Here is a 21045-nt window from a genome sequence, read left to right as displayed (position 1 = left end):
GGGGGATACTTATCGCGTAATACTCATATTCAATAAGCTGACATCATCCAACTGGTTAACGGGTCTCCCATTGGCTTTGACCAGCGCAGGTATACCTTTGTAGAGAATATGGCCGTCAGTTATGTCAGCTACCGCTGTAATTGGCATGCTGTAATTCCTGGTAACATCGCTACCGGTTTGCAGCAGCAGATACACCCGGCCGTTCGCCGCCTGGGCTTGACTGATTTTCCCCTTGCCGAGTTGGCTCGCATTTATAGTCACTTGGGGGTGAGCCGTCTTGGTTGACAGGTCATAGCGGTTGAGTGTCACCGCCTCCGCTGATATGTGAAGTGTAGTGAGAGTATTTCCCTCCAGGATATAATGAGTCCAAGCCCCCGGCGCTTGTTCTTCTTCCCTCTCGGCAGCTAACGGCAATTCGTTCACTTCTCCAGAAGCATATTGGTATTCAAAAAGTCTTTCAGAGAACACAACAGAAGTATTGTCTGTTGCCGCTGGTGTACCATCAGTCCAGATCTTGCTGCGCTCTTTCACCAGAAACAGCACCCTGCTGTTGGCAACTGTCGGCTTTTCTTCAGTGATGATCTGTATTTGCAGCTCACGATCCTTTTCGGAAGGTTTGCCTAAGGGCAGTTTGAAACTGCGGATCGGTGAACCCGTCTGAGCATTATACACGTTATCGATCATCTCCTGATCTTGGTTCACCTTGTTAACGTTAGTAAGAACATGAATTTCTGGCCCAGCCTTCTGTACGTCTTCCACGTTGGCGTATTGTGCGGAATAGGGTTGCTCATCCGTATAATGGACTTGCTTTCGCGTGGCCAGATCCAGCACATCGATGCTCCAGCGAATCTTGCCCTCCTGATTCAAGTTTGTTGAACCGATAGAAGCCGACTTGGCAAAAACGAGTGCGTCTTGATCCCGGTAATAGCCGCTTGTCCCCTTCTTCCCTCTCATAAATTCTGAATGCTCCTCATACAGCGCATTGAACCCGGAATAAGCCTGCGCATCTGAAGGTCCTTTGCTTGTCATCCATTGATCCTTGAATGTTTGCTCATTTCTCTTGCTGCCCGCTGCGGACACTTCAATGACATAAGAGCCTTTCCCGCCCACATAGCTCCCAAACAGAGTCAAAGGGGCCGCTTCGGCCGAATCCCCCTCCAGTGTCTGCAGCTGATATTCCGGCAGGCGCAACTCTGCCCCATAAGCATAATAAGTTCCAAGCGAAGCCATTATTAACAGAATAAGCGCGCCCGTAATCGTGTAACGTTTCACTAGTCATTCACTCCCTAAACGGTGATCTTCTTCGAGACGAGCCTGAAGCCAAGTGTGAGTGTAAGGCTCATGACAACAATATAAATGCACAAACGGATGATTATTATCTCCCGGGGATAGAAATACACATATGGATGTAGGGAGAATGCGAATCCGATTACCGCCGCGCATGAAGCAACATACAAGATTGCATAGATCATACCGGCCAGATGGTAGCTTCGCTCAAGCAATATTGCCGTAAAGATCACAAAGACAGCCAGAATCCCGGTTCCGTAATAGACGGCAAACATTAATCCGTCTGGCGGCAGCAAGTATTGCACAAACACCAGGTTAGAAGCGACCGCTTCCGCCAGCAGTGAGGGCATCCGATATTCGGAGGGAACCATCCAGTCGAATAACTGGCGTTCGAGCAGCAGCAGCAACAATTGGAATGAAACCATAACAAGTACGAATATGAAGATTGCAGTGGCTTTGGCCATGTATACGTGGCGCCTTGCCGCCGGAAGGGTGAATAACCGGTAGGCAAACTTATCTCTGCCAGTCCAGTCACGGTACCAAATCCCAAAGATATACAACCCCAATACGATAATGCTGATCAAAATAGGTATCGTGAACAAGAACTGCGAATCTCCGATGATATCGGCAAATGAAAAGTTACGCGGATGATCTCCCAGGAGGGCTGCCTCTCTCCGCCCCGCAACTCTTAGCCGGGTAGTGTGCACCAGTCCGATCATTTGAATAGTAGCCGTCAGGAACATCAGGCTGAAGATAGCATACCTGAAGCGGTGAACTTCCAGATGGACAAGCTTAAGATATCGATTCAAGGGAGAAGCACCTCCTTCATGATATCAACGACAGATTTGTTCTCCTCCATTCGGACTTGTTCGCATTCAATACTACGGGCTACAGTTCCATCACGCAGTAACACGGCTTTGTCGATCAGATGCTCAATCTCTCTTACTTCGTGTGTCGTCAGGAGTACACCGCGGTTGCCGACCAGCTCACTGGAGAACACCTCTGCGATCCTCTCCCGGATGAACAAGTCAATCCCGGCAAAGGGCTCGTCCATAATCACATAATCGGAATTCTGAGCCAAGCCGAGCACCAGATTGAACTTCGCGGCATTCCCCTTCGACAAGCGCCCCGCCCGTTCCTTGCCATCAAGATCGAAGAAACGCATAAGTTCGTCTGCCCTCCCCCTGTTCCAGCTGTTATAGAAGTCTTCCATGAACTGAAGTGCATCAGAGAGCTTCATGGAAGCTGGAATAGCCAAATGGTCCGGGATATAGGATATCTGTTCATAAGTATTCGGGCTAATCGGCTTGCCATCAATCTGAATGCTTCCCCCCTGAATCGGTGTAAGTCCCATTACCGTTTTGAGTACAGTGGATTTACCTGCTCCATTAACTCCGATCAGACAAGTGATCTGTCCCTTCTCGGCAGTGAATGTGACATCCTTAAGGACCTCCCTGGTTCTGTATCGTTGGCTAACATGCATAAGTTCAATCAAGATTCGTTCCTCCTCTTCCATCATCAACGGAGTCTCCCGGGGGATTCTGGCTGATTTCTGTTTGTGCCTCGGTATATTTCTGTTGAACTACATTCAACAGCTCGTCAAGAGGAACATCGATGTTGCGAATGGAAGCCACGAAGGCCTCAACGGCTGTACCGAGCAGCTCCGCACGGATTTGCCTTAATACATCCAGTTCCAGAGTGACGCGGCTTGGGGAGTTCCCCTCAGTTATAATCAATCGCTGATCCTCCATTTCTTTATAGGCCCGCTGAGCCGTATTCGGGTTGATCTTTAACAGTGCTGCCAGCTCTCTTCTGGACGGTATGGTTTGCCCGGACTGAATAACGCCGGTTACGATCTTCTCTTTGAAAAGGCGAACGACTTGAGAATAAACAGGATCACGGCTATTGAAGGAGATGCCGGACCAATCGTTGACTGTGTTCAATATTGACACCCCTTATACTGCAAGTGTGTGTATTAAGTGGTTCATACACTACACGGTGTATTATGCAGTTAATACATCAGATTGTCAATAGTTGGTTAATTACTGAGCTGGGGTAAACACAAATAGACCCCTCATTGAATCAATGAGGGGCCTGCTTCTATTTCAATCCATTCCCACAATAGACCAGTTATGATCGACCTCAGGTATGATCGTCTGGCGCTCCCGGATGTAGCTGACCAGCATATCGCGGACGCTGCAGTCCGACTCCCAATGCTTTACGGCGCTGACCAGTCCCGAGGCCTTCAACAGGCTGCTGTAACGGTAGTTGTTGACGGCAAGCTGCAACTCGTACGTGTCGGCAAGCGGTCTGCCCCGGTATCCCAGGTGGATGATCCGCTGGCCTACCGGCTGCGAGATATCGATCTGATAATTGACTCCGGCGAACATATCGTAGAGGTAGCTGGGCACCTCGGGATCGGCGGCAATATTCGTGTCCCCCGGCTGCCACTGCCGGAAATGGGCAGCCGAAGCTTCCATATAAGCCTTCAGCTCTTTGCCGGTGACCGTAACGACATACAATACATTATCAAAAGGATAAATGCGGTAGACGTCAGCATACGTCAGCGGTCCCTGCTTCAGATCCGCCTTGTCGTTGAACAGGCTTGTAGCGGCAACATCCGCTCCGCTGGCCTCCAGCATGGCCCGCTGGATCAAGGTAATGACCGCCGTATCCTGCACTCGTCCCGCCGGCAGGCCGGCATTCTCTTCAGGAGGCTGGAAGTCGGCAGCCGCATAGCCCAGAATGCCGCCCTCCCCTTCTATCGAAGGGCCTCCGCCGCCTTCGGCGATGAACCGGAGCGTCTCTTCATGTGCCTCGGCAATCAGACTGCGGACTTCCGGGTCCGGCTTCCAGCCGCTCATATCTACCACTGTGACCTCGCGGTTCACGACCTTGGGCTGGCCGCCTTCCAGCTCCAGCGTCAGGTCGAAGCGTACAACTTCCCGCCCCCGGTCCCGTGGGCCTCCAATAACAGTATTCCCAATTCGCTGGTTCACAGTAATATGCATATGACCAACCAACAGTGCATCTGCTTCAGGGACAAGCTCCGCAATCTGTCCGGCGGCATCCGAGCCGCCCTCTTCATCGAATTCTGCGACCATGCCCGCATGGGCGCTGATCACAATCAGGTCCGCCTTTCCTTCCGCGCGGAGGGCTGCGGCAATCGGCTGCGCGGTTTCGGCCATATGGCCGAACCTCAGGCCCTCAACCTTGCTTCCATCCCAGCGCGGAACGTTGGGATTCGTCAGTCCGATGACCGCAATCCGGATGCCCTGCTGCTCAAGGATCACATACGGATGTGCAAACGGTCTGCCTTCCGTATCCCATACATTCGCAGCCAGCACCGGGAAGCTCAGCTCCTGCTTGATTCGCTCAATCAGGCCAAGGCCGAAGTTAAACTCATGGTTGCCCAAGGTCAGCGCGGCATAGCCCATGGCATTAAGCGCTGCCGCGACCGGATGCCCGTCATCCGGCCGCTTATTATAGACATCGTCAGTCAGCATATTCCCCTGGAAGACGTCACCGTTATCGATTAGCAGAACCTCTGTCCCGCTCTCTCTAAGCTCCCGGACATAAGCGGCTACTCTGGCGAGCCCGTCATTTACTGTATCAAGTCCGTCTTCGTAACGGTAGCCCCACAGATTGCCGTGAACATCCGAGGTAGCAATAATCACGATCTTGCGCAGGTTACGGCTTGCTGCCGGTTCCATCATCTCGTTCACCCTTCTTCCGTCTCTTCATTTCAGAATTGCGCCTGCGGTGAAGCTCTTCTCCATCTGGTCGCTGAACAGCACATAAGCGAGCAGAATCGGCAGCGTAGAGATTACCATTGCTGCAGCCAGCGGTCCCCAGCTAATGCTATATTGGCCGCTGAAGTTCATCAGCCCGAGCGGCAGCGTCCGCAGCGCTTCCTTCTGGATGAAGGTTGCCGCCATCAGCAGCTCATTCCATACGGCGAGGAACACAAAGATCGCAACCGAGGCAAGCGGCGGCTTCAGCAGCGGCAGCACGACCTTGAAGAAGGACTTCACCACCCCGCAGCCGTCGATGAACGCAGCCTCCTCCAGCTCCTTCGGCATGCTCCGCAGGAACGCCGACAGCATATAGACGCCAATCGGCAGATTCACAGCGATGTACGGCAGGATAATCGACAACCGCGAGCTGAGAATGCCGAGATTCTTCAGGATCATGAACAGCGGGATCAGCGTAGCATGAATCGGCACCATGACCCCCATCAGCAGAATAAACAGAATCAGTCCGTTATATTTGAATCTCATCCGTGTCAGCGCGTAAGCCATCATCGAAGCGAACAGCAGCACGCAAAATAGGGTAATCAGCGTAACCGACACACTGTTGAAAAAGTATTGATTCACCTTGGCGCTTACCCAGGCCTCTGAGAAATTGCTAAACCGCCACTCCGTGGGGAGCGCCCAGACCACTCCGCCGATAATCTCCGAATTATTCTTGAAAGCACTTACCACAAGCCAGTAGAGCGGGAACAACTGGAGGACGGCAATGAGGCTCATCAGTAGATAGAGGCCTGTGTTTTTGGTAGTCTTCAGCATGTCCGGTCCTCCTTAATATTCAATTTTTTCACGGGTCAGCACTTTATTCAGCACCCAGGCGATGATCAGGCACTCCAGCACCATGAACACCGCAAGCGCGCTGCCGTAGCCGAAGTTCTGCTTCAGGAACGCTTCCTGGAACATTTTCAGGGCAATCATGGTCGTGGAATGCAGCGGTCCGCCATTGGTCATAACATACACACTTTCAAAGGTCTTGAGCGCGTAAATCACGTTCAGTACGACACAGATCCGCAGCACATCAGACAATAACGGAAGCGTGATATAACGGACAGCCTTCCAGCCGACGGCTCCATCCAGCTTCGCAGCCTCATAATACTGCTCCGAGATGCCTTGAATTCCGGCGAACAGGATCAGCATGTTATAGCCTACATAATGCCAGGTTGTTACGATCAGGACTGACAAGAGTGCCGTCTTGGTATCTCCAAGCCAGGCTTGCGCCCAGCTGCCCAGGTGAACAGCTTCCAGCAGCGTGTTCAGCATCCCGATGTTCGGATCGTAGATTTTAACCCACAGCAGACTGACCATCGTCGTTGACATGACCACCGGGAAGAAGTAGATATTGCGGAACCATTTGCGTCCCTTCATTTTGCGGGAGACCAGCAGCGCCAGGCCGAACGAGAGCGGGAGCTGTACGAAGACGCCTGTCAGCAGGAAGGCCACACTGTTCCATACCGCCTTCCAGAAGCTTTTATCTGCCGTGAACATCTTGGTGTAATTGTCCAGGCCCACGAAGGCCATAGGGTTAATTCCGTCCCACTTCTGGAAGCTGTAATACGCCGTCATGAGGATCGGCACGAAATAGAAGACCAGAAACACGGTTAAGCCGGGCACTAGAAACAAAGCGATTAATTTCTTATCCGAGAGCGCTCTTTCCATCACTATCCACCTATCAGAGTGCAGAAAAGCGATGCGGTCCATGAGACTGCATCGCCTTTCCCCTATTATATTTGTAAAGCGTGTCCTACTCTGCCGAACGGAGCAGCGTTTCCAGCTGTGCCGTGTATTCCTCCGGCGTCAGATTGCCGCCATAGAGCTGCTGCGTCATATCGCGGTATTCCTGACCTGTATCTGCCGACAGCAGGCCGAACCACATCGCCTGGGTTTTGGTTGTTTTGCTGATATCGGAAGCATAGGCGGAGAGCTGCTCATTCTGCGACTCCGACTTCACCTCGCTGGCCGCATAGCCCGGCAGGCCTTTGCGTACGAAATCATCATTGAGCTTAAGGGACAGCTTAATGGCGAATTCCTTGGCTTTGTCCAGGTGCTTGGAGCTGTTGTTCACGAACAGGGAGTAAGGCGCCGCCGAGTTCTGGAAGCCGATCGTTGCACTGTAGACATCTTCAGCACCTGTCTTCGGGAATGCGATATATCCGAGATTATCGCCCATAGCCTTCGACAGCGCGCCGAAGTTGAAGCTGCCGTCAATCCAGATCAGAGCCTTATCATTCTTGAACAGCTCCTGGGCATCCAGGTAAGCCGAGCCGAGGAAGCCCTTCTGGAAGGCATTGCTGCTTACCAGTGAGGTTACCTGCTTCGCTGCATCAACAAATGGAGCATCGGTAAACTTGGCATCGCCTTTAATCGCATGGTCGAAGGCGTTAACGTCCTGACGAGCTACGAGCAGGTTGTACAGCAGATCGCCCTGCCATCTTTCTTTGCCGCCGAGCGCGATAGGGATGATCCCTTTATCATCGGCCTTGGTTACAAGCGCCTGAAGATCGTCCCAGGTTGCCGGAGGCGTAGCGCCCAGATCGTTCATCAGCTTTTTGTTATAGTAGAAGACCAGGGTTGTACTGATATTGGAAGGAACGGAATAGATATTGCCGTCTTCCTCCTTCACCAGCTGGTTGTCCAGAAATTTCGCGCCAAGTCCTGTGGAATCCAGGGTATCGTTCAGCGGGGCAACTGTTTTCGATTGCAGCACAGGTGTCCGGTAGGACTTCCCGGCATGCTGCTGGAAGACATCCGGAAGCTCATTGGCAGCCAGCGCAACACTGATTTTGGTCTTGTAGGTCTCGTCTTGTATGTACTCATAATTCAAATCCACGCCGACTTCCGCTGCGGTAGCCTCGGCAGCAGCCTGATACATCGGATCTGCATCGAACATCCATAAGGAGACAGATTCCGTGCCTTCCGCCGCTTTCGCATCCTGATTCTGAGTTGCCCCTTCGTTACCATTGGCTCCTCCGCAAGCACTAAGCACTACACTGCTAAGCGCGATGGATGCTGCAACTACCCCAAGCTTTTTTCCGAACATTTGTGTTGGACCACCTTTCAATATTTACGGATTCGACTTACAGGTATCATCTTAACAAGTGAACCGCCGTGTACGAATGGAGATATATTGGTTCTAACAGTAAAATTTTTAGGTATGTCAGATTACTTAACACTCAATTTACAGGGCGTTCTCATGTTTACGGCAGCTTTACATAGGGTTAACTTTAATCAACGAAAATGTAATCAGCGAAAAAGCCCGGCTGCAAAACACCGGACTCTGCGTATAGCTGCTCTTTATGTATCCGAATAGGTACCGCTGTAGACGGTATTCGGGGTCATTCCGTAACGTTTCTTGAAGCATTTGCTGAAATAGAACGGGTCCTTATAGCCCACCTGCCGGGCAATCGTCGCAATCTTGGGAGCCGGTGCTTCCTCCTCGGAAGCCCCTTGGCTGAGCAGCTTCATAGCCTCGCCAAGACGGACGTTCGTCACATATTCCACAAAAGACTCGCCCGTCTCCTTCTTGAACGCATGGCTTAAATAGCTCGGGTTCACAAACAGGGCGCTGGCCGTACTCTGGAGTGACAACGTATCCTCGGCATAATGCGCCGTTACATAGGCAATGGTCTTGCCGATCAAGGCAGTGCCGCTGCTCTGCCGCTTCTGCGCACGGGCATCGCCTGCCTGCGGCTCCTGCACATCCCCGGCTTTGATTCTGAGCCGGTTGATGTAGCGCTCCGCCTCCCACTTCTCCGTCAGCTGCGTCCGGATCGTGTGGAGGGCCCGTTCGACAGCATCCTCATCGACGGGCTTCAGCAGATAATGGTCCGCTCCAAGCGATATGGCCTGCTGGGCATAAGAGAAATTATCGTAGCTGGTGATGAAAATCAGCTTGGCCGCCGAATTCAGCTTACGGACTTCCCCAATGAATTCAAGCCCGTTCATATTCGGCATCTCAATATCCGTAATGATGAGATCGATCGACTGCTCCCCGATGATCTGCAATGCGGCTGAGCCGTCATCGGCTTCTGCGGCCACCTCGAACCCGGCGGCTTCCCAGTCCACCAGACGGATCAGCAGCTGCCTGAAATAATATTCGTCATCCACAATCAGGACGCGGGCTACCGGTGCTGTGTTCATAGTCTGACTGTCCCCTCTTCCTGTTCGTTCGTCTGCTTAAGCAGCGGCAAGCGCAGCTTCACTTCTACGCCCTGTCCCGGCTCAGAGGTTATTAGGATTCCATAAGCTCCTCCGAACCGAAGGCGGATGCGGTCCTGAATATTTCGGAGTCCGAAGCTGTACCTCTCCGCGTTATCATGCCCGGACCAGATCAGCCGCTGCTGCTCTTCGCTCATGCCTTTGCCGTTGTCGCGGACGGTGAAGCAGAGCAGACTCTGTCCGTCCGTGCTTTCCGCTTCGCAGGTAATTTCACACCAGCCGCCGTCCGCCATCCCTCTAATGCCATGGTGGATCGCATTCTCGACCAGCGGCTGAAGCAGCATGGTCGGCACCAGGCAAGCTTCCAGTCCCGGCCCGAATGATATCCGGTAGTTCAGCTTAGGGAAACGGATCTGCTGAATATACAGGTAGCTCTCCAGATGCTTCTGCTCCTGGGCCACCGTAATCAGCTCCTGTCCGTTGCTAAGCGATACCCGGTAGAACTCTCCCAACGCTTTTAGCATCTTGCTGATGTCCTTCGCCCCCGACATCACAGCCATCGCACGGATCGTGTCCAGTGTATTGTACAGGAAATGAGGCTTGATCTGCGAATAGAGCAGCCGCAGCTCCAGCATCCGTTTGGTCTTCTCTTCCGTCTCCACCTGGACCATCAAGCCTTGGATGCGCTCCACCATTTCATTGAAGGTAGCTCCGAGCCGCCCGACCTCGTCCTCAGAATCGGCAGCAGCGCGCCGCTCCAGATTCCCGCTGCCCACCTCGACAATCACCTCGCTAAGCTGGCTGAGCGGCCGGGTCAGCCGGCGGGCGAACAGAACAGACAGAAGCACGGCCGACAGGATGCTGATCAGGCCGAACCCGGCCAGCAGCAAGGCGATTTTCCAGTACCCGTAGGTTAGCTCCGATATCGTCACCAGTTGGACTACCTTCCAGTCATAGGGGGCGAGACTCTGTAGGGATACTAAATAACGGTCTCCGGCGACCTCCTGGGTCCGGGTCCCTTGTGAGACTGACTTGACCCAGCCCGTAAGGGATTTCTCCGGGACCGGCTGGTTCACCCTTGAGGCTTCATTCGCAGAGATGATTCTTCCGTCCCGGTTAATGACCAGCGTAGCGCTCTCCGGGTTCTGTTCATTATGATAGAGGCGGGCAAGCGTCCGCTCGTCAATGTTGACATAGATATAGCCAAGCGGGGTCCCGCTCTCCAGGCTCTTAATGACCCTGCCCACACTGATCATATTCTTGTGCTCCATCCCGGACAGAAAGTCAGGCGTAAGCGAATCCGCCCAGACCGCCCCGCCTCTGGCTGCGTCGATCTCCGCTCTGGGATAGATCCCCAGACTCTCCCGGGTCACGCCGGTCAGGTTGGAGGTGTAATAGAGGTCGCCGCTCAAGGACTCAATAATAACGGAATCAATATTCGGCTCAGTCACCAGCATTGCAGCCAGTGTATTGTAGATCGACTTCAGTGCAGCAGCATCATTGCCGGCACCGGTATCGCTGCTGAGCAGCTTCTGCGTGTCCTGGTTAATCAGCACGAACTTGGTGAAATTCTGGACCGACTGGAACACCGTCTCCATGGACTGCTTGACCAGTCGCACTTCCTGCTGTGAGCTTGCTGTGGTCCGTTCCAGGGTCTGATTGAAGACAATGCGCTGAATGCTGACCATGAAAATCACCAGTGCCAGCAAGACTATCAGGAGGTTGCTTAGCAGAATCTTCCGCCGCAGCGGCATACTTCCGCTGAACAGAAAGGGCAGATGCGCCCGTAACCTCTTCAAGAGGGATGGATATGGCATGAACCGCTTCATCATTCCCTCCGTTACATGTATGGTTGTACATGTATTATACACAAATTACAACAACAGAAAAGCAGCGGCGCTCTATAACTTAGAGAAACCGCTGCTTGCGGAAATTGCGGGTAATCAGACTTCTAAGGTATCATTCACAATCTCATTCAGCTTCTTCAGCTCGCTGGCCATGGGCGTAATCACTGAGCGGACCTTATGGGCCAGCGGCTTGCCGAGAATATACTTGCTGAAGTTCTCCAGGGTACCCGACGGGCTCAGATCGAGCAGCCGCCGCGGCCCGCCGGCAGTCATACTCTCCAGGGCTGTGCGGAAATTCATCGGCTTCCTCACCACATCCCACAGGAAGGATTCATCCACCGTCTGCACATTCCCCCCGGTCATGGCCGATACCAGTGTCACTCCCGGAGCAGGCGTCTTGTAATCGATCTTTTGCATATATGTACGGTAAGGCTTCTCCAGTTCATCGATGAATGCGGAATGAAAGGCGTAGTTCACAGGCAGCTTCAGACTGGCCACACCCTGTTCTCTGAGGAACTGCTGGATTTCACCGGTATGCGCGCTTCTGCAGGCGATGGTGAAGTGCTTGTCGAAATTCACAGCGATCAGCTCGGAGCGGGTGTTCAGCTCGGCGTTCGCGTGATAGAGCTGAACATGATCCAGAACGGCAATCATCGCGCCGTTGTCGCAGGTATCCTCTAGCAGCCGTACTTGCGTCACAATCAGCTCCAGCACCTGTTCAGGCGTCAGCACCTTAGCCACCGCCAGTGCAACATACTCCCCGAGACTGACTCCCAGCGTGTAACGTGGAGTTATTCCCACAGCTTCCAGAGTCTCCGCCAGCGCGTATTGCACCATGAAGATTGCAGGATGGGAATAGACAATATTTTCGAAGCTGGCGCCCTTACCTCGTGAGTTCTGATACAGCTCTTCGATCACGCTCTTGCCGGTCAGCTGATGAACAATCCGGTCCAGGCGTTCCATCGATTGCCGGAATACCGGCTGCTTCCCGAACAATTCAAGCCCCATTTTATTATATTGCGAGCCTTGCCCGGAGAACATAAATACGATTTCGCTGTGCATTTCCGTACCCCCTGATTGTAGAGCGGCTTATTTGAAATCAAGCAGTCTGGCATTATTCTTACGGTTCCTGAATTTCACAAAATGATTGATATCATCAATCTGGAAATACAGATTATTTTTGTAGAGATAGCTCATCTCTTTGCCTGGCAGATCGCCGAAGGAATGTCCCGGGTATACCCGGGTGCTGGGAGGAATCAGCCGGATGAGCCGGTGGATGCTGTGGAACATATCCTCTGCCGAGCCTCCGCTACTGTCACATAAGCCGCAGCCTTCAATAAATACCGTATCCCCGGAGAACAGATGGTCTTGCCCCCAGTAACAGACACTTCCCTGCGTATGGCCGGGCGTCACAAGACAGGTAATCCGTGAATCACCGATACGAATGAGGTCCATGTCCTCGACGGTTCGGAGCCGGTTGCAGCGGTATTTATAGTAATCTGCCTCGGTTTTGGAGATGTAGACAGTAGGACGGTAGAGCAGTTCAAGCTTCTTCACCATATTGGTATGATCAAAATGAGAGTGGGTCAGCAGAACAGCCGTGACTGTGGCCTCATGCGAATCCAGAATACGGATCATCTGCGATACATCCCAGGATGGATCAACTACAAAAGCTTTGCGGGAAGTCTTGTCAATACCGAGATATGCGTAGTTCAGGAAATTCATGCAATGCGTTTTAATCGTAAACAGATCATAGGTTGCTTCCATGCCCGCCTCCTTGAAGATTTGATAGATCTAATTTCCATTATTTATAGGATGAATCTACTAAATTATCATCTACTTTTTCACGAACTGTCAATGAATGTTATTGCTTCCATAGCAAAAAGCCTGCAACCTAACATTGCAGACTTTTCCAGGATTATTCTCTTTAAGCAGGATAACCGCCCCCTGGCGGAGGCCACGCACCTTGCAGACGGCGGAGCAGAACAATCTCTCCCAGATGGTAGGAGTTATGGGAGGCGATATTGCGCAGAAGCCCGCCTTTGGTCTCCCCGGGAAAATGGGCCAATGGCTCATCGAGCTTGGCGCTCTGAGCGATAGCAACCGCCTTATCGACACCTTGCAGCAGATGCGCGATGGCCTCCTGAAGCTGGCGTTCCTCTGCCGGGGCCTTCTCCGCAGGCCAGCTCTCCTGTACGCTTGTAGGCCGCTGAGGCTGGCCGCCCTCCAGGTGGGTCAGCATGAAGTCCTGCCAGTAGCCCATATGCTTCACCAACTGATAGATGGAGTAAGGAATTCCTTCTATTGTATAACCTGCAAGCTCCAGTGTCAGATCCGGCAAAGCCCGGGCGATCGGAATATGTCCGCGCTCCCCTACCAAAGATTTCACCAGTGCTTGACCAAAAGCATGATTGGATTCGGACATCTGTATTCTCCTCCTATTGATTGTGCGAAATATAATTTACCGAAATTCAATATAGCCGGATTCTAACGCTTTGTCAATAAGCATCCGCCTGTACCTTAAACATCTGGAAGTAATGTCCCTGAAGATCCATCAGTTTATCGTGAGGGCCAGATTCAAGAATTCGGCCATCTTCCATATAATAGATACAATCTGAATCTCTTACGGAGGACAGCCGGTGCGAGATTAGAATGACCGTATGGTTCATTTCCACCTTTTCCATTAATCGCATCCACTTATGTTCTGATATGGAATCTAATGCGCTTGAGGGTTCATCGAGTATCAATACGGAATGATCTCTGTACAGTGCACGAGCCAACGCCACCTTTTGATTTTGACCGCCAGATAGAATAATCCCCTCCTCTGAGAATTCTTTTGTCAACTCGAGTTCTATCTTGCTCTTATCCTCTAGAAATATAGAGAAATCTATGTTGTCCAATATATTCATCATTTTGTCCATCTCTTCTGCTGTAGGGTTAGACTCAAACAGAATATTCTCAATCAGTGAACAAGCATAGCTATTGTGATCTTGAAACACGGTATCGAACTGAGACAGGTATTCTTGTTTATTGAATGTTCTAATATCGACCCCTTTAAATTCTATTGAACCTTTGGTGGCGTCGTATAAGCGCATCATAAGCTTGATTAACGTACTTTTCCCTGCACCATTCTTACCTACAATCGCTATTTTTTGCCCAGCCTTAATGGAAATGTTTATATTGTTCAGAACATCGGACTGATTATTATAGCTAAACGACACATTAGTTAATTGAAGAAGATAAGGTGATACATTGGCCTGCGGAATCCCTGAATTCCCATCTGTAACCTTGTTTCTATAGTTGCAAAAGGTACGAAATCTTTCTATGTATATGTTATGCTCCTGAAATGCTTGGATTCTCTCCATAATCTTGCCGAGATTGCTGCTCATAAGCGCAACAGCTTCTTTAATGGCGATAAAATCTCCTGCGCTTAGTGTCTGTGTAACTACAATTTTATAGATGAGGTATAGCAAGATCAAAGTGTTATTAATATGAGTAAAGGCATCACTAACTAAGTACAATTTCGTAAACCGGTTACTGAATTTTTTATAGAGTTCAATCGTATTTTCAACACCATCTAGAAACAGGTCTTTAAGCACTACATGAATATTGGTGATACGAATATCTAGGGCATTCTCACGAAGATAACTGGTCCGGAGCACATAATCCATTTTTCTTTTTTCCGGGATGATAGCATGGGTTCGCTCTATTCGGGCCTTGATCATCCTTGTTCTGACAAACGAATCTCCAAGAATAGGAATAGCAACAAACAGCAAGATTAGAGGATCACTAGTCAAAATAAAAATTCCGGAAAATGTTATGGAGAAAATCGTTTGGCTCAGTTGAAATATACTATTTAAGAAAAGAATCGGCCTTGTGGAGCTTTCTTCTACAGAGTAGATATATTGGTTGTAGTAATCCGTATCGTCATAGCAATTGATGTCTACCTCATTAGCCTTCTTGAAAGCAACATGCTGAAAACCGGAAATGATGATAGGGTCAGAACGTTTTATGTAATATTCCCAGGCAGAATCGTAAGCAAGTTTAATGATTTTGCAGCCAATAACAATTGCAACCATAATCATAATTCGTCTGAAGTCAAAATTATTCATTAAAGCATCTAAGATTACTTTGATGGCATACACCTTAATGAACCAAGTGTCGAAAGCGACAAATAATGCGGTAAGAATTAGGCCCGGTATTCTGATCCAGTCATATACGAAAATTGATTTCAGGTAAAATATGCTATTGCTAAGAGAAAATTTCTTGCTCATTCTATTTCACCTCCAGCCCTGTGTTACAGGTACTTTTCTGCTTGAAGTCTATAGAGTTCTGAATATTTCCCTTCCTGACTCATGAGCTGTTCATGTGAACCGCTCTCCATGACCGTGCCTCCATCAATCAAATAGATCTTATCCGCTGATTTGGCGGCTGTTAACCGATGGGAAATAATGATAATCGTCTTATCATGGAAATGTTCTAAAATGTGATTGAACAACTGATATTCGGCTACAGGATCTAACGAACTGGTCGGCTCATCAAGGATAATGAAATTCCTTTTACTCACAAAGATACGGGCTATAGCCATTTTTTGATATTGCCCTTTGGATAAGCTGAGTCCATCGGTACTAAATTCAGAGGTTATGTAGGTATTCAATAATTCTTCGGGCGTACGATCCAGGTTCAAATCAACCTCATGAATGGCTTGCACGATTCGCTCGGAAACAGCATTTGCAGATGTATCCGCTTTGTCCATTAGTATATTTTCCGCTACCGTACATGCATAATATTGGAAATCCTGCTGCACTACTGAGAACTGCTTACGATACTGCTGTATATCATGCTTCAAAATGGATTCCCCGTTGATGGTGATCTCACCCGAGTAATGGTCATACAGACCGAGCAATAACTTAATGATGGTGCTTTTCCCTGAACCGTTGACACCGACCAATGCTATCTTTTCCCCTGGATCAAAACGAAGGTTTACATTCTCTAACACTTGTTTATCACTTGCTACATATCCGAAGCTTACATTTTCAAAAGCGATAGTATTACCGTTGTTTAATGGAACAGGTAATCCTTTTCGACACTCCAAAGACTTATCCGGTTGCAAAAAGAGAAATAACTTATCTGAATACAGCTGATATTCTTTGAGTGAGGTAATGACTTCGGTTAAGCCGAATAAATAGCCTGAAAAACTATAGACTGCAATTGTTATAGGAATTATATTAGCAGCTGGGCTCCAGCTTTCACTGTGAATTAATGAGAGTAGAAGAACTACCATGGTTCCCCAATATAAGACGACTTCCTGATTAAAAGCTCTCAAAAATTGCAAAGCGCCTGTTTTCCAGCCATACTTTTTCGTGGAGTGTAAGATTTCCTTTACAGCATTATCGTACAAATTCAACAAGATCTTCTGTATGGGATACAACCTTAGCTCTAACGCATACCTTTTCATATAAAAGGTTCTTTCAACGTATTTCTTCTTTCTATTGGGCGAGAGGATGTCCTGGTCGAACCGGTATTGTGTCTTTATTAATGTAGTATTGATTATAAAGGCAGCACAGACCGTTATAATTACTATAGCTACCAGTTCAACATGCATAACTCCAATGACTGAAACGGTTGCGATGATTCCCACTACATTGGATAACAAATTGGAGATTAACAATATGCTTCCCGTCGTTCTCTTCTCAACCTGGTTGATGGCAAAGGAGAAATCGTTGAGATAAGCTGCGTTGTCCAAGTTTTTAGTATCTGTGTGCATTATCGTATGTATTAACTGTGCAACAATTTTTTTGTGAAGAATCTGCCGGGCAACGGGATCTATTTTGCTGTAATACAAGGATGTACTTATTCCCCCAAGCGTGACAACGACTTGAATGAAGACAACAGGGATTATAATCTCCATAAAAGATTTATTCGTGCCTATACCGTTCAATACGACCTGGATTAGAATAACCGAACTCAAAAAGTTACAGACTACACCAAATATATTATTGAAGATTGTATAGGACGACCAAAGTGGTATAGATTTATAGGTTAACTTCAACATCTCAACATAGCTTTTAAGCAATTCCAAGGAAGTCCCTCCGGTTCCACTTCAGACTAAACTGTAATCTTATATTGTTATTGTATTCCTTTGGTTTTTTTCAACAACCGTACAGATTATAGGCTTTCGATTAGCACGTTCAGAAATTTGCAACACAAAAAAGCGAAACGCTTGAAGCTCCGTTCCGCTTTTTGATCTCAGCAATAGTGTTCCATTCCAGTTAGCTATTATAAAGTACGCAGAATATTTAACAGCTCCTCCGACATCCTGCTTACTTCCTCTACAGAAGCATTAACCTCTTGCGTCAGTGCAGCCTGTGCTTCGGTCAAACTAGACATGCCGTTAATGGTGCTGATAATATGGTCGATACGGTCATTCATCTCCTGCGTGGTTTTCTCAATATTGTTCGAGGCCATCTTACTGTGGTCTGCAAGCTTGCGCACCTCACTTGCCACAATAGAGAAGCCCCGGCCATACTCCCCCGCATGAGCAGCTTCAATGGAAGCATTCAGCCCGAGCAGACTGGTCTGATTCGAGACCTCGCTAATGAATTTGGTGATTTCTTTGGTTTCATTCGTTTTTTCTTTCACATCGACTGCCGCTTTGTAGGATTGCTCCTGGACTTCGGCGATATCCTGGGCCTGCTCTGTTACCGATACAATCCCGTGAACAATCTCGTTAATCGCAGTCAGCAAGCCTTCCATCTGCAGGTTTACCCGTCTGATTGTATCCTCTTTATTGACTTCCTGTGTAATATCACGAATCGTTCCTGCTACCCGCAGAGGGATGCCCTGCTCGTCCCGGATCGTTTCACCGCCTGCATAGTACCAGCGATACTCGCCATTTTTGGAGCGCAACCGGTAGTTCACTTTATAGTCCGTTTGCCCCGTGTAATCATTCAAATGATTGGCGAAGGCATCCAGCGTGGGCTGAAGATCGTCCGGGTGTAGCTGGTTGCTCCAGCTGCTTAACAGGTTCGGGAAATCATGCTCGCCTTCAAAACCAATCGTTCGGCGGAATTGCTCCGACCACCAGAACTCATTATCCGGGTTGACCGGATCGCCTGCGATAACCACCATATCCCAAGGTGCTTCCACCAGGGCACGGTTCACCAGATCATAGCGGACAACTAGTGCGCCCAGCTGGTCCTGCTTGATTTTTTTATCATGAATATCCAGCAAGGCCCCGGCTACCATAATAGGTGATCCGTCAGCTGCACGTACGGTTGTGCCCGTCGCCTGGAACCATTTGTACTCGCCCGCTTTCGTCTTGAGCCGGTATTCAATGTCGTATTTGATCGTGCCCGTCCGGTCCAGCATATGATCTGCGAACAGCTGCAGCACGCCCTCTTTATCCTCGGGATGAAGGCAATTGGACCAGCTCTCCAGTACATTGGGGAAATCATTCTCATCCGTATAGCCGATCATCCGGCGCAGCTCATCCGTCCACCTGAACTCATTGAGCGGATTCACCGGATCTCCCTCGTACACATCCATTTCCCACAGGGAGATCTCAATCGCTTCAGTGATCATCTCCAACCGAACCTTGTAATAGTCCTCACGCTTATGTATCACGGACGTTAGTCGCGTTAACAATGCTTGCAGTTCATCAGGGACTGCGGCAGAATATGTATCGGATTGCTCTTCTTCCTTGCGTTCAGCCCGCTCTACATAGTTTCGTAATAGGTCGGTCAGCTGAAGGTCTGTTTGGGGCGGCGCACCTGCGGGGGTGATTCCTTTGAATCTGTTCAGAATAGGCATGTTCTCTCAGTTCTCCTCATCTCATGGTGTGCGCTGCTTGGGAAAGCTAGATTGAGTATATAACAGGCCTGAACTTTTATATATAAATTTATATTTAAAATTTAATATAAAACGGCGGCAGAATAAGACTTGACAAAAGTCTCAGACTGCCGCTGTTATTTGACTAACGTTTACCGGTTTCCCGTCAAGTTAGTTCACTTGTATGCTTTTCAATATTTCATTGAATTCAGCTTTGGCTTGCTTGCTAATCTTCACTGGCGAAGCTGACAGCAGGGTATAGATTTCATTGTTTTTCTCGAATAGAATCATTTGAAAAATAAGCTTTTCATCTGCATCTCCCAAAGTATAGGTCAACTGCTTCGCATTGATTTTTCCTGCCTTTACGGACTGTTCCGTGATTTTCGATGCATTCTTGTCCGTTATATCTTTTTTGACAAAGCTAATATATTGTTCAAAGTTCATATCTAACTCACTCTTACTATAATGGCTAATTACCAGCATACTCTTCTCGGGTGAGATTAAGAACAACTGGTGATCTACTGCATTCTCTACAGAAGAAGTTACGTCACTCCAATCACTGTAGCCTGTGACTTGGATTTTTTTATCCTTGGTTGTAAAAGGCTGCTTCGTAGATATTGTGGCGGTTTGAATCTCCGCGAGCCAGTTCACCTTCGCATCCACGGCTTCGCCGATGAAACGCAATGGAACGTAGGTGCTTCCCTTGATGTTAGAAGGGGCCACGGTCAGTTTTTTCTGATTGCCATTAATCTCAGCAGTAGTTGAACCCAGCTTAAGCTTGATCAGCGTACCCGGTTTGCTTCCTTTAATCGTTTGCGTTTTGGAATCCCATTCAACCTTCAGTCCCAATGCTTCAAAAATAGCACGGAACGGAACCATGACCGATCCATTTTGCCGGATGGGTGGAGCTTGGAATGTAATACGCTCGCCATTCAAATGCACCATGATTTCGTCAGGATTTGAAGGTGTGGCCGCTTCTTTGCTCTCTTCATCAAGCACTTCGACGCCTTTGGCAGCGAGCTCGGTTAGAATTTTCTGTGCACCTGCATTCAGAGGATTATTGCTGATGGAAACCTCCTTAAGCTTCGGAAGAGTGGTTAAGACACTAATATCCTCGACCAGATTATTCTCAAAGTAGACATGCTCCAGCTCCGGGTGATTTCTTAGCGGTTCCAGAGACTGGATCTGATTATCGTTTATGATTAACCAGTTCAGCTTAACCAATGATTGAATGGGCGTCAGATCCTTAACCTGATTATTGCCAATTAACAGGTCTGTTAGATGGGTCAATCCTGCTAGTGCATCAAGCTTCTCTATGTTATTTGCATCGAGATTAAGCTGTTTCAGTTGGGATAGTGTTTGCAGCGGCTCCAGCCCAGTGATCTGATTGTCGTTCAGAGCCAGGAAGGTGATTTTGTGTAGATTTTGAAGGGGCTCAATGTTGGTGATGCCCAGCCCTGGGAGCATTAAGCTTTTTAAATTAACAGCGTGCTCAAGTCCGCTAAGACTGTTAATTTTCTGCTCAGGATCACTAGGATAGAGGGATGTTAGGGTCTGCAGATCTTCTTTGGTAAGGGGAGCGGCCGGCTTCTTCAGCTCGACGCGAATCGCCTGTTCCAGGTTCTTGTCTGAGATGAGAGCGGCTTCTGCGAATACGGATGGAATAGAAACGAAGCATAGCAGAAAAGCGAGTACAGTGGTGGATACAAGTTTGATCATCTTACACAAAATAAATTCACTCCTTGAAATGTCATAGTGACTTGATTCGACATTTGTCTACTATTTTCCTTTATAGGATAAGGGATAACTGTATCCAACTATTCTTAGGCCAAGAGGAAGCAGTTGGATTTTCTACACTTGCTGATGGACGAAAAATCCATAGTACGATAGCAGTTGGAAAAATGACATTTAATTTTGTACATTTCCTCTTAATCAGCGAAACTAATCAAATTAGATGTATTATATCCACCTGCTTCCTCCTTTTCCTATTAGATCAATAAAACAAGATACGTTTATACACTTGCTTACCGCCAGAACCCTTCAACAAGAAGACAATAGCAAATAAGGCACCCCGCTGACGAGGTACCTTACCTTGTATATGAGATTATAGACTGTTG

General features: G+C 48.8%; 17 protein-coding genes. All 17 read right to left on the bottom strand.

Translation table 11 applies throughout. From position 1 onward, the window contains the following. Window positions 1–9 precede the first annotated feature (9 nt). The 17 genes from NST43_RS14535 to NST43_RS14455 all read right to left on the bottom strand — a co-directional run bounded on the left by NST43_RS14535 (window position 10) and on the right by NST43_RS14455 (window position 20647). Window positions 10–1272, bottom strand: coding sequence for a hypothetical protein (locus NST43_RS14535; RefSeq protein ID WP_339225043.1), 1263 nt, complete (start codon window positions 1270–1272; stop codon window positions 10–12). A 14-nt stretch (window positions 1273–1286) separates the two neighbouring features. Then, window positions 1287–2096, bottom strand: coding sequence for a hypothetical protein (locus tag NST43_RS14530; protein WP_339225042.1), 810 nt, complete (start codon window positions 2094–2096; stop codon window positions 1287–1289). Beyond that, entirely contained in the window at window positions 2093–2782 is a 690-nt protein-coding gene (locus tag NST43_RS14525; RefSeq protein WP_209990727.1) for an ABC transporter ATP-binding protein, read from the bottom strand. Before NST43_RS14525 ends, NST43_RS14530 begins: the two co-directional genes overlap by 4 nt. Continuing rightward, window positions 2775–3230 carry a GntR family transcriptional regulator gene (locus NST43_RS14520; RefSeq protein WP_339225041.1) on the bottom strand — a complete coding sequence of 152 codons (456 nt, stop codon included), beginning with the start codon at window positions 3228–3230 and terminating at the stop codon, window positions 2775–2777. The genes NST43_RS14525 and NST43_RS14520 overlap by 8 nt, the downstream gene beginning before the upstream one ends. 162 nt (window positions 3231–3392) lie before the next feature. Next, window positions 3393–5003, bottom strand: coding sequence for a 5'-nucleotidase C-terminal domain-containing protein (locus tag NST43_RS14515; RefSeq protein WP_339225423.1), 1611 nt, complete (start codon window positions 5001–5003; stop codon window positions 3393–3395). 24 nt (window positions 5004–5027) lie between these two features. Next, window positions 5028–5855, bottom strand: coding sequence for a carbohydrate ABC transporter permease (locus NST43_RS14510; RefSeq protein WP_339225040.1), 828 nt, complete (start codon window positions 5853–5855; stop codon window positions 5028–5030). 12 nt (window positions 5856–5867) lie between these two features. Next, window positions 5868–6752 carry a sugar ABC transporter permease gene (locus NST43_RS14505; protein WP_339225039.1) on the bottom strand — a complete coding sequence of 295 codons (885 nt, stop codon included), beginning with the start codon at window positions 6750–6752 and terminating at the stop codon, window positions 5868–5870. Window positions 6753–6837: 85 nt separating this feature from the next. Then, the gene (locus tag NST43_RS14500) at window positions 6838–8133 is read right to left on the bottom strand and encodes an extracellular solute-binding protein (RefSeq protein WP_339225038.1); all 1296 of its coding nucleotides are present in this window, start codon (window positions 8131–8133) and stop codon (window positions 6838–6840) included. Window positions 8134–8387: 254 nt separating this feature from the next. Then, entirely contained in the window at window positions 8388–9233 is an 846-nt protein-coding gene (locus NST43_RS14495) for a response regulator (protein WP_339225037.1), read from the bottom strand. Further along, on the bottom strand, window positions 9230–11050 hold the full coding sequence (locus tag NST43_RS14490; RefSeq protein WP_339225036.1) for a sensor histidine kinase: 1821 nt from the start codon (window positions 11048–11050) through the stop codon (window positions 9230–9232). Before NST43_RS14490 ends, NST43_RS14495 begins: the two co-directional genes overlap by 4 nt. 144 nt (window positions 11051–11194) lie before the next feature. Further along, window positions 11195–12160, bottom strand: a complete 966-nt coding sequence (locus NST43_RS14485) for an acyltransferase domain-containing protein (protein ID WP_339225035.1) — start codon at window positions 12158–12160, stop codon at window positions 11195–11197. A gap of 27 nt (window positions 12161–12187) precedes the next feature. Then, window positions 12188–12865: an MBL fold metallo-hydrolase gene (locus tag NST43_RS14480; protein ID WP_209990706.1), complete on the bottom strand. Its 678-nt coding sequence runs from the start codon at window positions 12863–12865 to the stop codon at window positions 12188–12190. 160 nt (window positions 12866–13025) lie between these two features. Further along, a complete protein-coding gene (locus NST43_RS14475) occupies window positions 13026–13523 on the bottom strand; it encodes a DinB family protein (protein ID WP_339225034.1) in 498 nt (165 codons plus the stop codon). Between the two features lie 73 nt (window positions 13524–13596). Beyond that, window positions 13597–15372, bottom strand: a complete 1776-nt coding sequence (locus NST43_RS14470) for an ABC transporter ATP-binding protein (protein WP_339225033.1) — start codon at window positions 15370–15372, stop codon at window positions 13597–13599. Window positions 15373–15395: 23 nt separating this feature from the next. Then, window positions 15396–17009 (bottom strand): ABC transporter ATP-binding protein, encoded by a 1614-nt coding sequence (locus NST43_RS14465; protein WP_339225032.1) that lies wholly within the window; start codon window positions 17007–17009, stop codon window positions 15396–15398. Between the two features lie 368 nt (window positions 17010–17377). Further along, a complete protein-coding gene (locus NST43_RS14460; RefSeq protein WP_339225031.1) occupies window positions 17378–18910 on the bottom strand; it encodes a PAS domain-containing protein in 1533 nt (510 codons plus the stop codon). Between the two features lie 189 nt (window positions 18911–19099). Continuing rightward, the gene (locus tag NST43_RS14455) at window positions 19100–20647 is read right to left on the bottom strand and encodes a stalk domain-containing protein (RefSeq protein ID WP_339225030.1); all 1548 of its coding nucleotides are present in this window, start codon (window positions 20645–20647) and stop codon (window positions 19100–19102) included. Window positions 20648–21045 lie beyond the last annotated feature (398 nt).

This window comes from Paenibacillus sp. FSL H8-0332 (assembly GCF_037963835.1).
GTDB classification, from domain to species: domain Bacteria; phylum Bacillota; class Bacilli; order Paenibacillales; family Paenibacillaceae; genus Paenibacillus_AQ; species Paenibacillus_AQ rhizoplanae.
Note: the sequence above shows the minus strand (reverse complement) of the source record. Positions and strands in the feature narration are given on the sequence as shown.